The following is a 14,317-nucleotide window of genomic DNA, read 5'->3' on the forward strand; positions in this document are numbered from 1 at the left end:
ATGACGGTCATCGTGGTGTCGGGTACCGGCACCGAGATCGGCAAGACGGTCACGACGGCCGCCGTGGCCGCGCTCGGGCTGGCCGCGGGGCGCAGTGTCGCGGTGCTCAAGCCCGCGCAGACGGGGGTGGCACCCGGCGAGCCGGGTGACGCGCAGGAGGTGACGCGTCTCGCGGGCGACGAGATCACCACCCTGGAACTCGCCCGCTTCCCGGAGCCGCTGGCTCCGAACACGGCGGCGCGGCGGGCGGGCATGGCGCCGGTCCGTCCGTACGAAGTGGCCGACGCGGCACAGAAGTTGGCGACGGAGCACGACCTGGTCCTGGTCGAGGGCGCGGGCGGCCTGCTCGTACGCTACGACGACGAGGGCTCCTCCCTCGCGGACGCCGCCCGCCTCCTCGCGGCCCCGGTTCTGGTGGTCACGCCGGCGGGCCTGGGCACCTTGAACATGACGGCTCTCACCACGGAGGCGCTGCGGGCCCGCGGCCTGACCCCCCTGGGCGTGACGATCGGCAGCTGGCCCGCCGCACCGGACCTGGCAGCACGCTGCAACCTCGCGGACCTGCCGGAACAGGCAGAGGCCCCGCTCCTGGGCGCGGTGCCCGAGCGGGCGGGCGCCCTGTCACGCGCCGACTTCCGGGCACGGGCCGGGGGCTGGCTGGGTCCGGAGCTGGGCGGTACATGGGACGGGGCGGCATTCACGGCACGGGAGGCGGCGGTGCGGGCGGGCTGAGGCCCCGGGGCCGGGAGGGTCTGTGACCCTCCCGCCTCCTTTGCCTGGCCGGGCCCGCGTGGACGCGGCGGGTGCTGCGACACCCGGGCTGTGGGCGGATCCGGCGGCGGCAGACGCCGCGTGCGTACGGGAGCGCCGGTCGCGGGGCATCCGGCAGCGACACGCATGGATCCTCGCGACGCGGATCGGCGTAGTCCGCCCCGGCACGACCGGACGAGGCGCAGCCGGTTCCTCAGGTCCGCCCCCTCGCTCCTCCCGAGCGCGCCCCGCCGACCCAAGATGGCCGTGCCGTCGCCCCGGCGGCTGTGCGAGCGCTCGCCGCCGGGGCGACTCGGTGCCGTTCGTGTGGGGGAAAGCGGCGTCGCCGGGGCACCATTGCGGTATCCGCTCGCCCCGTCGAGGAGGGCCCCATGTCACCTCGCTCCGCCAAGGCAGCGTCCCGGGACGCCGTGTACCATCCCGTCTTCGCCCGTTTCTACGCCCGCCAGAGCGTGGCCGCCGAGCGCGTGATCGCGACGTACCGCAGAGAGCTGCTCGCCGGGCTCTCCGGCCGTGTGATCGAGGTCGGCGCGGGGAACGGCCTGAACTTCGCGCACTATCCGGGGGCGGTCTCCGAGGTCGTCGCCATCGAACCGGAGCGCATCCTGCGACAGTTGGCGGCCTCAGCGGCCGTGCGGGCCGACGTACCGGTCGATGTCGTGCCCGGCGCCGCCGAGGCCCTGCCCGTCAAGAGCGAGGCCTTCGACGGCGCCGTGGCCTCACTGGTCCTGTGCAGCGTGCGCGACGTGCCCCGCGCCCTCGCCGAGCTGCGGCGCGTGCTGCGGCCCGGCGGCGAGCTGCGGTTCTTCGAGCACGGCGTGGCTCCGGGCTCGGGGATGGCGACCGCGCAGCGCGCCCTGGACCGCACGGTGTGGCCGCTGCTCTTCGGCGGCTGTCACGTCGCACGGGACACCCTGGGCGCCCTGCGCGCCGCGGGTTTCGAACTCGGCCCGTACCGAAGGCTGTTGGTACCGGCGAAGGGACCGCGACTGCCCTCCTCGTACTGCGTGCTCGGCACGGCACGGCGGCCGGAGAACGACTGACCGGGCGTCAGATCAACTGCGTGAGGTTGACCGCGTTGCCGTCCGGGTCCTTGATGTGCGCGACGCGCTGCCCCCACGGCATGTCGTTGGCCGGCCCGAGCGTCTCGCCGCCCAGGGATTCCACCCGCTCGAGGAGGTCGTCCACCGCCTCCACCGCGACGCTCAGCAGAATCCGCTGGGGCGTGTCGAGCGGCACGCTCGTGTCCGAGACGACGCCGAGTTCCGAGTCGCCGATGCGCAGGTCCACGAAGAACGCGGGCCCCTCCTCCGGAGTCCTCGACACCTCCTGGGCCCCGAGCAGCTCCTGGTAGAACCGCAGCAGGCGGTCGAGATCAGGGGTGATGATCATCGGCTGGATGGCGGCAGGCATGGGCGTCCTCCTGAAGTGCGGCTCTCTCCCACCGAACCTATCCTCGCCGCATGATCAATGGCGCGCACCTCATCATCTACAGCAATGACGCCGATGCGGACCGGGACTTCTTCCGGGACGTACTGAAGTATCCCCACGTCGACGCGGGCGGCGGGTGGCTGATCTTCAGGCTGCCGCCTGCCGAGGCCGCGGTCCATCCCACCCCGGGACCGGAGTCGCACGAGCTCTATCTGATGTGCGACGACGTGGAAGTGACGGTGCGTGAACTGACCGCCAAGGGGGTGCAGTTCACCCAGCCGGTCACCGACGCCGGGTGGGGTCTGCTCACGCGCTTCCGGCTGCCGGGCGGCGGCGAGGTCGGCCTGTACGAACCGCGCCACCCGCGGGCCACCGACCTGTGAGCTCCCGCCGGGCGGCGGCTCCCCCGGTCGCTCCCCCGGTTGCTCCCCCGGCGGCTAAAGGCTCCACTTCCGCAGCTCGTCCGCGATGGTGCGCACGCTCGCCCCGTCCTCCTTCACCAGACGGGCCAGTTCGCGCACCTGCTCGGGCGAGGTGACGACCTTCAGGCCGCTCGCGACCAGATAGGCGTAGGCGGCGGACGAGGCGAAGAGGGCGTTGGAGCGTTCCAGGGCGGGGATGTGCAGCAGGACCTGGAGCAGGGCGGCGGCGCGGTCGTGCGGGCTTTCGTAGACGGGCACGCCGAATATCTCCGCCTCGTGCCGGCTGACGGCGGCCACCAGGGCACCCCAGTCGGTGACCTGTGGGTCTCCCGGCGTCTTGTGTTCGGCGACCATCAACAGCCAGGCAAGATCGATTCTGAGGTTCAAGGGCTTAACGACGACCCTCGCGCTCGGGACCGAACTCCTCGGCGAAGACGGATTCGTACTGCTTCATGAAATCGGCGGCTGCCTCGACGAAGGTGTGGCCGACCTCGCCGGCGTCCTGTTTGACCAGTTCCTCGATGTAGCGGTTCACGCTCATCCCGCGGGCCAGCGCGCGCTCGCGCGCGGCCCGGGCGGTGCCTTCGTCCACCCGCACGTTCAGCTGGGTCTTCGCCATGCCTTCAAGCTAGCGCCGCGACGCTAGCACCGGCAAGAGGGCAAGGGCGGGCGCAGGGGCGCACAGGAATCCCCGGCCAGTGCCCCTTACATACGTCTCCGGTTCACGACCTTGGAGGGATACCGGCACCCGCCCCGACCCTCTACTCTCGGCAGGATTACGGGAGTTGGAACGGCCACGACCCAGGAGGCGGCCTTGTCCACACCTGCTTCGGCACCGGCCCCAGGCCTTGCGGAGCCCATCGAGGTCGCCGCGCGCGCACGCGCGCTGACCAAGGCGTACGGCTCCGGCGAGACAGCTGTGCTCGCCCTCGACTCGGTCGACGTGGACATCGCACGCGGCCGGTTCACGGCGGTCATGGGCCCGTCCGGTTCGGGCAAGTCCACGCTCATGCACCTGCTCGCCGGACTCGACACCGTCTCCGCGGGACAGGTGTGGCTCGGCGACACCGAGATCACGGGGCTCAAGGAGCGGGAGCTGACGCAGCTGCGTCGGGACCGCATCGGGTTCATGTTCCAGTCCTTCAATCTCATCCCCACCCTGAACGCCCTGGAGAACATCACGCTGCCCATGGACATCGCGGGCCAGCGCCCCGACCGGGAGTGGCTGGAGTACGTCATCGACACGCTCGGCCTGCGCGACCGCCTGGGGCACCGGCCCGCCCAGCTCTCCGGCGGCCAGCAGCAGCGCGTGGCCTGTGCGCGGGCGCTCGTGTCGCGCCCCGAGCTGATCTTCGCGGACGAGCCGACCGGCAACCTCGACTCGCGCGCGGGCCTCGAAGTGCTCGGCTTCCTGCGTGACGCCGTGGACAAGCTGGAGCAGACCGTCGTCATGGTGACCCATGACCCGGGCGCCGCCGCCCACTCCGACCTGGTGCTCTTCCTCGCGGACGGCCGCATCGTCGACGAGATGCCGCGCCCGACGGCGGAGTCGGTCCTGGAACGCCTCAAGCGGTTCGACGTGATCCACGCGCTGCCGCAGGAGAGCCGCCCCGAACAGGAGAGCCCTCCCGGGGCCGACGGCGACCAGGGCGCCGACAGCACGCCGGACCGGGACTGAGGCGGTCCGCGGCCATGCTGAAGGCGACCCTCAGGAGCTTCCTCGCACACAAGGGCAGGCTGCTGCTCTCCGCGCTCGCCGTGATCCTCTCGGTGGCGTTCGTCGCGGGCAGCCTCATCTTCTCGGACACGGTGGCCCGCACCTTCGACCGCCTCTTCGCCTCGACGTCCGCCGATGTGACCGTCGAGCCGAAGGAGGACCTCGACGAGGCGGTGCCGTCGGGGCAGACACCGACGGTCCCCGCCAAGCTCGCCGGGCGCCTCGCCGAGGTCGACGGGGTCGCGAGGACCCGTGTCGACGCGGCCGTCGAGAACCTCACGGTCGTCGACAGCGAGAACGACCCGGTGGGCTCCACCACCGGCGCCCCCACCATCGCCACCAACTGGTACGTCACCGACCGCAGCCCCGTCGAGCTGACCTCGGGGCACGCCCCGCGCGGCAAGGACCAGGCGCTGCTCGACGCGGACACGGCCGACAAGAAGGATGTGCGGATCGGCGACACCCTCACGGTGCTCGCCGCGCCCGGCTCCTTCAAGGTCGAGGTCGTCGGCATCGTCACCTTCACCACCACCAACCCCGGCGCGGCCCTGGTCTTCCTGGACACCCCGACCGCCCAGCGTGAGCTCCTGGGCGACAAGGACGCGGCGACGGGCATCTCGGTGGACGCCGACCCCGGCGTGAGCGACACCGAGCTCAAGCGCCGTATCGCCGCCGACCTGGGCTCGGGCTACGACCTCAAGACCGCCGACGAACAGGCCGAGTCGGCGGCGTCCGAACTCGGCGGCTTCCTGGACGTCATCAAGTACGTGATGCTCGGCTTCGCCGGGATCGCCGTCCTGGTCGGCATCTTCCTGATCGTCAACACCTTCTCGATGCTGATCGCGCAGCGCACGCGCGAACTGGGCCTACTGCGCGCGCTCGGAGCCGACCGCAGGCAGGTGCGCCGCTCCGTGCTCACCGAGGCGGTCCTGCTCGGCGCGGTCGGCTCCACGGTCGGCCTCGCGGCGGGGATCGGCCTTGCGGCCGGGCTCATCGAGCTGATGGGCCTGTTCGGGATGAACCTGAAGTCCACCGAGATGGTCATCGGGTGGGCAACTCCCGTCGTCTCGTACGTCGTCGGGGTCGGCGTCACGTTCGTCGCGGCCTACCTCCCCGCACGGCGCGCGGCGCACGTGTCGCCGATGGCGGCGCTCGCCGACGCGGAGATCGCGGGCGTGGGACGGCCGTTGAGGATCCGCGCCGCGGTCGGCGCGGTCGTGGCGGCGGCGGGCGCGGCCGCGCTCGTGGGCTGCGCCACCGCGGAGAAGACCTCCTCGGCCGCGTCCCTGCTCGGGCTCGGCCTCGTCCTGACCCTGATCGCCACCGTGATCGCGGGGCCGCTCCTGGTCCGCCCGGTGATCCGGGTGCTCGGCGGCGCGTTCCCCGCCCTGTTCGGCTCGGTCGGCCGGATGAGCCAGCGCAACGCGCTGCGCAACCCGCGCCGCACGGGTGCCACGGCCGCCGCCCTGATGGTGGGCCTCGCCCTGGTGAGCGGCATGTCGGTGGCGAGCGCTTCGATGACCAAGTCGTTCGACGAACAGATCGACAAAACGCTGGGCGCCGACTTCGTCGTACAGAACAGCAACTTCATGCCGTTCTCGCAGGAGATCACCGAAAAGGTGCGGGACACCGACGGCGCCGGGCTCGTCGTGCGCCAGCGGTTCGCGCCCGTGAAGGTGTCCATGCCGGACGGCAAGAGCGTGGAGACGACCGCGGCGGGCTACGACCCGCGTCTGGACGACGTCGCCCGCGTCACGTACGTCGAAGGCGGCACCGCTCAGGCCCTCGCGCCCGGAAGCATCGCCATGCAGCGGGACTTCGCGCGGGACCACAAGGCGCGGGTGGGCTCCGAGCTGCCCGTGGAGTTCCCCGGCGGGCGCAAGACGGAACTGACGGTGGGCGCGCTCACCGACCAGCCGGGGTCCGAGGGGTTCGGCATCGAGGGCGGGCTCTTCTTCGGGATGGGGACGGTCGAGGAGTACGTGCCGGGCGGGCAGGACTCCGCGCTGTACGTGAACGCGGCCTCGAGCACGGATGCCGACACGCTGCGCGAGCGGCTCGAGAAGACCCTCGACCCGTATCCGCAGGTGCAGGTCCGCGACCAGGCGGACTACAAGGAACTGATCCGCGAGCAGATCGCCGTGATGCTCTACCTCGTCTACGCGCTCCTCGGCCTGGCGATCATCATCGCGGTCCTCGGTGTGATCAACACCCTGGCCCTCTCGGTCGTCGAACGCACCCGTGAGATCGGTCTGCTGCGCGCCATCGGGCTCGCCCGGCGGCAGTTGCGCCGGATGATCCGCCTCGAATCGGTGGTGATCGCGGTGTTCGGCGCCATGCTGGGGCTCGCGCTCGGCCTGGTGTGGGGCGTCGCGGCGCAGCAAGTGCTCGCGCTGCAGGGCATGACGGCGTTCGCGATCCCCTGGACGACGGTGATCGCGGTGCTGATCGGATCGGTGGTCGTGGGCCTCGCCGCGGCGCTGCTGCCCGCGCTGCGTGCATCACGCATGAATGTGCTGGCGGCCATCGCGCATGAGTGATGAGCTGGGGCCGAATGTGCCCAACTGTCCATACGCGTGAGGAGAGTTCATGACTCGCCCGTTCCGCTTCGGGGTCAACATGGTCGCCCTTTCCACCGGCGACGCGTGGCGCGAGAAGTGCCGCAAGGCGGAGGCACTCGGCTACGACGTCATCCTGGTCGCCGACCATCTCGGCATGCCCTCACCGTTCCCCTCGCTCGTCGCCGCGGCCGAGGCCACCGAGCGGCCCCGCGTCGGCACGTTCGTCCTGAACACCGGGTTCTGGAACCCCACGCTGCTCGCCCGCGAGGTGGCGACCGCGGACCAGCTCACGGGCGGCCGCCTGGAGGTGGGGCTCGGCACGGGATACGTCGGACCGGAGCACGACGTAGCAGGCCTGCCCTGGGGCACGCCCGGTGAACGCGTGGACCATCTCCGGCGCACCGTCGAGGAGTTGGACAGGCTCCTCGGCTCCGACGAGCACCAGCCGCGGCCTCTGCAGCAGCCCAGGCCGCCGCTCCTTGTCGGCGGCAACGGCGACCGCCTGCTGAAGCTGGCGGCCGAGCACGCCGACATCGCGGCGTTCACCGGCGCCAAGGCGGCGCCGGGCGACAGCAGCGGGAAGATGAGCCACCTCACGCCCGAGGAGCTGGACGAGCGGGTCGCCACCTACCGGCGCCTGGCCGCGGGCCGCTCCGCACCGGCGGAGCTGAACCTGCTGACCCAGCTGGTGGAGGTGACCGGCGACCGCCGGAGAGCGATCAAGCCCCTCCTCGACTACATCCCGCATCTCACCGAGGACGCGGCGCTCGACCTGCCGCTCCTGCTGGTCGGCACCGTCCGGCAGATCGCCGACCAGCTGCGCGCCCAGCGGGAGCGGTACGGCTTCTCGTACATCACGGTCCTCGAACCGTACTTCGAGGCGTTCGGTCCGGTCATCGAGGAGCTGGCCGACGAGTGAGCGCCGGGCCGGGGGCCCGGCCGCTCGTGCCGCCGGACCCCGCGGGCTACTTGGCGGCGAAGCCGTACATCATGACCGTCTCCTTGCTCCCGGAGTACTGGGCGAGCAGGTCGGAGCTGACGAACAGCTTGTTGTGGTTGAAGACGAGTTCGGACCGCAGGGGAGACAGCGTGCTGGGCCGGGTCGTGGCGTCGAGCAGCACCTTCTCCTGCTTCAGGGTCCTGCCGTCGAGGGAGACCACCTGGGTGACCGGGCTGCTCTTGTAGACGAGGACGTTCCCGCCGTCCATCCGGATCGGGAAGATCGGCGAGTGGTCGCCCGCCGAGACCCGCTCCCCCGTGGTCTTCCCGGTGGCCAGGGAGAAGGCCACGATGTCGTTCGTCGAGGAGTACTCCTTGGCCCCGTCCCGCTGCTCGGTGGGGGCGTACAGCTTGCCGTTGCCCACCGTGATGCCCCGGCAGTCCTGGACGATGGAGGCGGTGCCGCACTCGTGCAGGTACTTGTCGTCGGGCAGCGCGATCCGCGTACGCCGGTCGCTGCCCTCGTCGAAGGCGAAGACGTCCGTCGCACCCGATCCGCTGATCTTTCCGGAGTCCACGGCGACGACCACCGGCTGGACGGAGATCACGCTGGGAGAGGTGACGCCGTCGGGGAGCTTGTGGCCGCCCTTCGACGCGCCCGTCCGCGGGTCCAGGATCTCGACGCGGTAGCGCTCCGAGCCGAACTCACCGCAGGAATTGACCGCCACCAGCCGCTTGCCGCCGGCGTAGCCGACGTCGTGGCACTTCTCCCCCTGCTTCGGCTCCCACAGGACCTTCCCGCTGCGCAGGTCGAACGCCGCGCCGCCGTACAGACCGCCGACCGCCGCCGTGTCACCGCTGATGGTGACCTGATTGAACACGGTCTTGTCCTTCTGGTAGCCGACGGTGATCGACTTCGTCCAGAGCTTCTCGCCGGTGTCCACGTCGAAGGCGGTGACCTCGGTGCACGCGTCCTTGAAGCCCCTGTCGTCGTGCACCTTGGACCCGGTGACGACGACGGCGATGTTGCCCTTGCCCAGGTCCGGGGAGCCCGCGCACGACTCCCCCGGCTTCGGCAGGCGCCAGAGCCCCTTCCCCGACGTGGCGTCGACGCCGACGATCGCTTCGACCGAGGCCTTCGCGTACACCTTGTCGGTGAGCCAGGACCCCTCCGCCTTCCAAGTGTTCTCCCCCTTGGGCAACTTGGGCTGCAGGGCCTTGGTCGTGAAGAAGGCCTTGGGATCCGCCGGCACCTTCTCCTTGGGCTTCTCGTACGTGGGCGCCGCGCCGTCGCCGCCCGGCTTGGCCGCGGTCTTGTCCTTCGAGCCGCCGCCGGACGAAGTGGCGTACCAGACTCCGCCGCCGACGATCAGGGCTGTCGCGGCGACGACGGAGACGACGATCGCGGTGCGGCGCCCCGGCCGTCTGCCTCCGCCGCCGCCCGGTGGCGGGGCGGGCAGCGGAGTCGGCTGATAGGGCTGAGGCGGACCGAAGCCACCGGGCGGCGGGGCCACGGGCGGGCCGAAGCCGGGGGGCTGCCCCTGCGAAGGCTGTCCCTGCGGCGACTGCCCCTGCGGCGGCGGGCCGAAGGCGCCCTGCGGGGGCGGGCCGAAGCCACCCTGCGCGGGCGGGCCCTGCGGGTACTGCGGGGACTGCTCAGGTGGCGGGGCGGGCTGCGTCATCGTGGCTCCACTGCTGGTGAGGGTGCTGGTACGGGTGCGGGTGCTGATACGGGTCTCTGCTGCGAGGCCGGGGCCTCATCGACGGGGGCACGGGGCGCCCGTCGACGGGCCTCACCGGGCGAAGGCGAGCATGCGGGCGTTGCCCTCCTCGCCCTTGCCGCCGTGGCTCTTGCCGGACAGACGCGTGGGCGTCACGAAGAACCGGCCGTCGGCGTACAGTGTGTTGCCGGCGTACATCCCGGCTTCCATGCCCTGGGCCGACGAGGTGTGCCGCAGCAGCACGTCCGGCTTGCCGCCACGGGGGCCGAACCGGACGGTCTGCCCGTTCTTGCCGTCCTGCGCCCGTGCGTAGCCGATCACCCCGGGCCGCGCCCCTCCGGCCACCGGCACCGGCGTGATCTGCCGCCCGCCCTCGACCGCACCGGTCCACTTGGGCTTTCCCGTGCCGAGGTCGAACGCGACGATCTTGTTCGGGCCGAGGAGGCCGTCCTTGGGCTCGGTCGCCATATAGAGCGTGTCCGCGGCGACGGCGGCCCCCGGACAGTTCTGCACGCCCTCGCCGGAGTCTCCCGCCCCGGCGCACATCGCGAACTTGTGCGGCCCCTTGTCGACGCCGATCCAGGAGCGCTGCTTCCCCTTGTCGTCGACGGCGACGACGGCCCACTTGTCCATCTCCTCGCGGTTCTGGACGACGACCACGGCGGGGTCGACGGAGTGGACCTTCTGGATGCTCCAGCCCTTCTTCGTCCGGTAGGTCCACTTGACGTCGCCGGTGCGGGGGTCGAGCCTCTTGAGCCGGCCGTGGGTGCTGGGGCTGCCCGGCGCGCAGGACTCCACCTGGAGCAGCCGCGAGCCGCCCGCGACGCCGTCGAGGGAGCAACCGCCCTCGCGCTCCCGCTCGGTCGTGAACAGCCGCTTGCCGTCCCCGATCCGGTAGGCGCGCATGGTGGCGCTCTGGTCGACCAGCACGGTGCCGCCGGTGATGGAGACGTGGGTCATGCTGGTGTCGTCCCAGAAGCCGTGGTCGACGAGCTCCTTGTGCCAGCCCTTCTCACCGGTCTTCAGATCGATCATCCGCAGCTGGTCGCAGGCCGTGTCCCGCTCGGACTTCCGCTTCGTGTACGCGACCACGACCTTGCCGTCCGGTGTGGGGTTCACCGGGGTGTCGCACACCGTGCCGGGCACCGAAACCGTCCATGCCTTGGTGCCGTCCGAGGTCCGGTAGCCGCTGACCTCGTCGTACTCGGCCTGGGCCACGATGCCGGGCACGTGCCAGAGGTCCTGGAGCTGCGCGCCCTTGCCCGGCAGCTCGATGTCGTTCATGGCGACCCAGGCCTTGGCCTCACCGGGCTTGCGCCCCGCGTTGACGTCGATCACGGCGGCCGATCCGTCGTCCTTCGCGTCACCCTCAGCGCCGGCGTCCCGGTCCGGTTCTGCCGACTCACGCCCGCCGTCCGGCGACTCCCGTGTCGATCCCGCGACGGGCTCACGGGAACCGTTCCCGCTCCCGCCGCCATCCTTGTGCGTGACGGCGTAGAAGCCCACACCGATCAGGACCAGGGCGACGGCGCCGGCGCCGATGGCGACGCCGGTTCTGCGCGTCCTGCCGGTGGGCGGCACCGGCAGGACGTAGGGGTTGCCGGGGACCGGCTGATGCACCGGCTCGGACTCACGATTGACCATGACCGAGATTCTCGCCCAATCATCACCCTTTCTAGAGCCATTTTCTAGAAAAAGTTTTCAAGGCGGGATTCCGCCCGAGGGCGGAGGGCACCGGCCGGGCCGTCGGAAACCGCTCGCCAGACAGGCGGCCGCACTGCTTTCATCTCTCCATGAGTGATCTCCACATCCGCTGCGCGGCCCCTGCGGACATCGACACCGTGCTGCGGTTCTGGCGCGAAGCCGCGGAGGGGACGAGCATCAGCGACGACCGCGACGGAGTGGCCCGCCTCGTCGCACGGGACCCCGATGCCCTGCTGCTCGCGGAGCGCGACGGCCGCATCGCCGGGACCGCGATCGCCGGATTCGACGGCTGGCGCTGCCACCTCTACCGCCTCGCCGTGCACCCGGACCACCGGCGCCAGGGCATCGGCTCGGCGCTGCTCGCCGCGGCCGAGGAGCGCTTCCTGGGCCTCGGCGGGCGCAGGGGCGACGCCATGGTCCTCGACCGCAACGAGCCGGCCCACCACGCGTGGCACGCCGCCGGCTACGCCCCCCAGCCGCAGTGGAGCCGCTGGGTCAAGCACCTCACCGACTGAGCGGCCGCTCCGCGGGTACCCGCGAACAGTCCACAGGAGTGGCCTTTGCTGGTCCTTTAATATGGACGGACCACTCGAACGTCAACGAAAGGTGTGAGCGTCCGCCCATGGGCGAGCCTCCCAGTACCCGACATCGCGCATTCCCCCGGTCCCTGCCCGATCATGGGACGGAGGTGACCCGATGACCGAAGTGCTCCTGCTCCTCGTGGCGGTGCTGCTCTCGCTGGCCTGCGGCGTCTTCGTCGCGGCCGAGTTCTCCCTCACGACGGTCGAGCGCAGCGAGCTGGAGCGAGCCTCCGAACGGGGCGAGCGCGGCGCCGCCGGCGCCCTCAAGGCGGTCAAGAACCTCACCTTCCAGCTCTCCGGGGCCCAGCTGGGCATCACCGTCACCAACCTGGTCGTCGGCATGCTCTCCGAGTCCTCCATCGCCAAGCTGATCGCGGGCCCGCTGCGCTCCATGGGCATCCCCTCGTCCGCGGCCTCTTCGGTGGCCCTGGTCATCGGCACGGCCCTTTCGACGGTCTTCCTGATGGTCGTCGGCGAGCTCGTCCCCAAGAACTGGGCGATCTCCTCGCCACTGGCCGTCGCCAAACGGGTGGCGACACCGCAGCGCCTGTTCAGCGCCCTGTTCCGCCCCTTCATCGCGCATCTGAACAACACCGCGAACCGCTCCGTACGCCGCTTCGGCATCCAGCCCACCGAGGAGCTGGCCTCCGCACGCAGCCCCAAGGAGCTGGTGGCGCTCGCCCGGCACTCCGCCAAGCAGGGCTCCCTGGAGGCGGACACCGCCGAGCTGTTCGTCCGCACCCTGAACCTCGCCGACCTCTCCGCGGAGAACGTCATGACGCCGCGCGTCCAGGTCATGGCGCTCGACGTGATGGCCACCTGCGAGGACGTCGCGAACGCCACCCGTGCGACGGGCCTGTCCCGCTTCCCCGTCTACCGCGGCAACCTCGACTCGGTCGTCGGCGTCGCGCACATCAAGGACGTCCTCGCGGTACCGGCCGAGCGCAGGGCCCGCTTCCCCGTCGCCGAGCTGATGCGCGAGCCTCTCCTCGTACCGGAGTCGCTGACCGTCGACCGTCTGCTCGACCGGCTCTCCGGCAAGCGCACGATGGCCGTGGTCATCGACGAGTACGGCGGCACGGCCGGCGTCGCGACCCTGGAGGACATCGTCGAGGAGGTCGTCGGCGAGGTGCGGGACGAGCACGACCCGCACGAGACGCCCGACATCGCCACCGACGGCACGGACGACGACGGCCGCACTCGGTACTCCGCCGACGGCTCGGCCCGCACCGACCAGCTGGCCCGCGTGGGCCTGCGCGCCCCGGACGGGCCGTACGAGACGCTCGCCGGGCTCGTCGCGACCGAGCTCGGCCGCATCCCCGCCGAGGGCGACAGCGTCCAGGTGGGCGGCTGGCGGCTCGACGTCGTGGACGCCCGCGGCCGCCGCGCGGCCCGCGTCCTGCTGCACGCACCCCTGCACGACGACCACCACCAGGAGGAGGAGCGATGATCGCCGTCCAGTTGTTGATCGGTCTGGCGACCCTCGTCGTCAACGCCTTCTTCGTGGGCGCCGAGTTCGCCCTCATCTCCGTACGAAGGAGCCAGATCGAGCCGTACGCCGAGGAGGGCGACCGGCGCGCCAAGAGCGTGCTGTGGGGTCTGCAGCACGTCTCCGCGCTGCTCGCCGCGGCGCAGCTCGGCATCACGCTGTGCACGCTGGTGCTCGGCATCGTCGCCGAGCCCGCGATCGCGCATCTCCTGGAGCCGATGTTCGACGGCGTCGGGGTGCCGCACGGTCTGGTCCACCCGATCTCGTTCGTCATCGCCCTGACGGTGGCGACGTATCTGCACATGCTGCTCGGCGAGATGATCCCCAAGAACATCTCGCTGGCCGAGCCGGTGCGCACGGCGCTGCTGCTCGGCCCGCCGCTCGTCGCGATCGCGCGGGCGCTGCGCCCGGTCATCTTCGCGATCAACGCGTTCGCCAACGGCCTGTTGAAACTGCTCAGGGTCGAGGCGAAGGACGAGGTGAGCGCGTCCTTCTCGGACGACGAGCTGGCCCGGATGGTCAAGGACTCCAGTGACGCGGGCCTGATCGACGACCGCGCCCAGGAGCGGCTGCACGACGCCCTGGAGCTGGGCCGCCGTCCGGTGAGGGATGTGGTGCTCCCGCTGGAGAGCGTGGTCTACGCCCGGGTGGGCGTGACGCCCGAGGAGCTGGAGCGGCTCTCGGCGGAGTCCGGTTTCTCGCGCTTCCCCGTCGTGGACGACGGCCGTCGCATCGTCGGCTATCTGCACGTCAAGGACGCGCTCGACCGGATGCCGCGCGATCTGCCGTTCCGGGTGCCGGACATGCGCAAGATCGCCCAGGTCCGCGAGACCACGCCGCTGGACGACGTGCTGACCGCGATGCGCGGCAGCCGGACGCATGTGGCGGCGGTGCTCGGTTCGGACGGCAGGCTGGCCGGCATGGTCACGATGGAGGACGTACTGCGGGAGCTGTTCGGTCAGCCCGTCTGATGCCGCGGCT

The 14,317-nt window shown here is 71.3% G+C and carries 14 protein-coding genes; 9 read left to right on the forward strand and 5 right to left on the reverse strand.

Annotated elements, in window-relative coordinates:
- Together bioD and M4V62_RS04980 are read left to right on the forward strand one after the other, a co-directional pair.
- A complete protein-coding gene (gene bioD / locus M4V62_RS04975; protein ID WP_249585994.1) occupies positions 1-732 on the forward strand; it encodes a dethiobiotin synthase in 732 nt (243 codons plus the stop codon).
- Positions 733-1,142: 410 nt separating this feature from the next.
- Entirely contained in the window at positions 1,143-1,814 is a 672-nt protein-coding gene (locus M4V62_RS04980) for a class I SAM-dependent methyltransferase (protein ID WP_249585995.1), read from the forward strand.
- A 7-nt stretch (positions 1,815-1,821) separates the two neighbouring features.
- On the opposite strand, the gene M4V62_RS04985 is transcribed toward M4V62_RS04980, so the two are convergent.
- A complete protein-coding gene (locus M4V62_RS04985; RefSeq protein ID WP_249585996.1) occupies positions 1,822-2,184 on the reverse strand; it encodes a VOC family protein in 363 nt (120 codons plus the stop codon).
- A 50-nt stretch (positions 2,185-2,234) separates the two neighbouring features.
- Between M4V62_RS04985 and M4V62_RS04990 the strand changes: the two genes are divergently transcribed.
- Positions 2,235-2,585 (forward strand): VOC family protein, encoded by a 351-nt coding sequence (locus tag M4V62_RS04990; protein WP_249585997.1) that lies wholly within the window; start codon positions 2,235-2,237, stop codon positions 2,583-2,585.
- Positions 2,586-2,639: 54 nt separating this feature from the next.
- Here the strand turns inward: M4V62_RS04990 and M4V62_RS04995 are convergent, their stop codons facing one another.
- Positions 2,640-3,011 carry a fic family toxin-antitoxin system, toxin component gene (locus M4V62_RS04995; RefSeq protein ID WP_249585998.1) on the reverse strand — a complete coding sequence of 124 codons (372 nt, stop codon included), beginning with the start codon at positions 3,009-3,011 and terminating at the stop codon, positions 2,640-2,642.
- Between the two features lie 4 nt (positions 3,012-3,015).
- Positions 3,016-3,243 (reverse strand): antitoxin, encoded by a 228-nt coding sequence (locus M4V62_RS05000; RefSeq protein ID WP_190078868.1) that lies wholly within the window; start codon positions 3,241-3,243, stop codon positions 3,016-3,018.
- A gap of 195 nt (positions 3,244-3,438) precedes the next feature.
- On the opposite strand from M4V62_RS05000, the gene M4V62_RS05005 reads away from it, so the two are divergent.
- The 3 genes from M4V62_RS05005 to M4V62_RS05015 are packed head-to-tail and all read left to right on the forward strand — an operon-like array spanning position 3,439 to position 7,821.
- Positions 3,439-4,302 (forward strand): ABC transporter ATP-binding protein, encoded by an 864-nt coding sequence (locus M4V62_RS05005; RefSeq protein ID WP_249585999.1) that lies wholly within the window; start codon positions 3,439-3,441, stop codon positions 4,300-4,302.
- 14 nt (positions 4,303-4,316) lie between these two features.
- Positions 4,317-6,881, forward strand: coding sequence for an ABC transporter permease (locus M4V62_RS05010; protein WP_249586000.1), 2,565 nt, complete (start codon positions 4,317-4,319; stop codon positions 6,879-6,881).
- 49 nt (positions 6,882-6,930) lie between these two features.
- Positions 6,931-7,821, forward strand: a complete 891-nt coding sequence (locus tag M4V62_RS05015) for a TIGR03621 family F420-dependent LLM class oxidoreductase (protein WP_249586001.1) — start codon at positions 6,931-6,933, stop codon at positions 7,819-7,821.
- A 46-nt stretch (positions 7,822-7,867) separates the two neighbouring features.
- Here M4V62_RS05015 and M4V62_RS05020 read toward each other — a convergent pair whose 3' ends face one another.
- Together M4V62_RS05020 and M4V62_RS05025 are read right to left on the reverse strand one after the other, a co-directional pair.
- Positions 7,868-9,523, reverse strand: coding sequence for an outer membrane protein assembly factor BamB family protein (locus M4V62_RS05020; protein ID WP_249586002.1), 1,656 nt, complete (start codon positions 9,521-9,523; stop codon positions 7,868-7,870).
- Between the two features lie 111 nt (positions 9,524-9,634).
- Positions 9,635-11,206: an outer membrane protein assembly factor BamB family protein gene (locus M4V62_RS05025; RefSeq protein ID WP_249586003.1), complete on the reverse strand. Its 1,572-nt coding sequence runs from the start codon at positions 11,204-11,206 to the stop codon at positions 9,635-9,637.
- 149 nt (positions 11,207-11,355) lie between these two features.
- Between M4V62_RS05025 and M4V62_RS05030 the strand changes: the two genes are divergently transcribed.
- The 3 genes from M4V62_RS05030 (at position 11,356) to M4V62_RS05040 (ending at position 14,307) form a co-directional block, all read left to right on the forward strand.
- Positions 11,356-11,781 (forward strand): GNAT family N-acetyltransferase, encoded by a 426-nt coding sequence (locus M4V62_RS05030; protein ID WP_249586004.1) that lies wholly within the window; start codon positions 11,356-11,358, stop codon positions 11,779-11,781.
- Positions 11,782-11,962: 181 nt separating this feature from the next.
- Entirely contained in the window at positions 11,963-13,297 is a 1,335-nt protein-coding gene (locus tag M4V62_RS05035) for a hemolysin family protein (RefSeq protein WP_249586005.1), read from the forward strand.
- Entirely contained in the window at positions 13,294-14,307 is a 1,014-nt protein-coding gene (locus tag M4V62_RS05040; protein WP_249586006.1) for a hemolysin family protein, read from the forward strand. Before M4V62_RS05035 ends, M4V62_RS05040 begins: the two co-directional genes overlap by 4 nt.
- The last annotated feature ends 10 nt before the right edge of the window (positions 14,308-14,317 follow it).

This window comes from Streptomyces durmitorensis (assembly GCF_023498005.1).
In the GTDB taxonomy this organism is placed as follows: Bacteria; Actinomycetota; Actinomycetes; order Streptomycetales; family Streptomycetaceae; genus Streptomyces; species Streptomyces durmitorensis.

Bases quoted from the DNA above. Each gene is read 5' to 3' on its own strand.
- M4V62_RS05015 (WP_249586001.1), top strand. From the start codon at position 6,931: ATGACTCGCCCGTTCCGCTTCGGGGTCAACATGGTCGCCCTTTCCACC.
- M4V62_RS05000 (WP_190078868.1), bottom strand. From the start codon at position 3,243: ATGGCGAAGACCCAGCTGAACGTGCGGGTGGACGAAGGCACCGCCCGG.
- M4V62_RS04980 (WP_249585995.1), top strand. From the start codon at position 1,143: ATGTCACCTCGCTCCGCCAAGGCAGCGTCCCGGGACGCCGTGTACCAT.
- M4V62_RS05025 (WP_249586003.1), bottom strand. From the start codon at position 11,206: ATGGTCAATCGTGAGTCCGAGCCGGTGCATCAGCCGGTCCCCGGCAAC.
- bioD (WP_249585994.1), top strand. From the start codon at position 1: ATGACGGTCATCGTGGTGTCGGGTACCGGCACCGAGATCGGCAAGACG.
- M4V62_RS04985 (WP_249585996.1), bottom strand. From the start codon at position 2,184: ATGCCTGCCGCCATCCAGCCGATGATCATCACCCCTGATCTCGACCGC.
- M4V62_RS04990 (WP_249585997.1), top strand. From the start codon at position 2,235: ATGATCAATGGCGCGCACCTCATCATCTACAGCAATGACGCCGATGCG.
- M4V62_RS05040 (WP_249586006.1), top strand. From the start codon at position 13,294: ATGATCGCCGTCCAGTTGTTGATCGGTCTGGCGACCCTCGTCGTCAAC.
- M4V62_RS05020 (WP_249586002.1), bottom strand. From the start codon at position 9,523: ATGACGCAGCCCGCCCCGCCACCTGAGCAGTCCCCGCAGTACCCGCAG.
- M4V62_RS05035 (WP_249586005.1), top strand. From the start codon at position 11,963: ATGACCGAAGTGCTCCTGCTCCTCGTGGCGGTGCTGCTCTCGCTGGCC.
- M4V62_RS05030 (WP_249586004.1), top strand. From the start codon at position 11,356: ATGAGTGATCTCCACATCCGCTGCGCGGCCCCTGCGGACATCGACACC.
- M4V62_RS05010 (WP_249586000.1), top strand. From the start codon at position 4,317: ATGCTGAAGGCGACCCTCAGGAGCTTCCTCGCACACAAGGGCAGGCTG.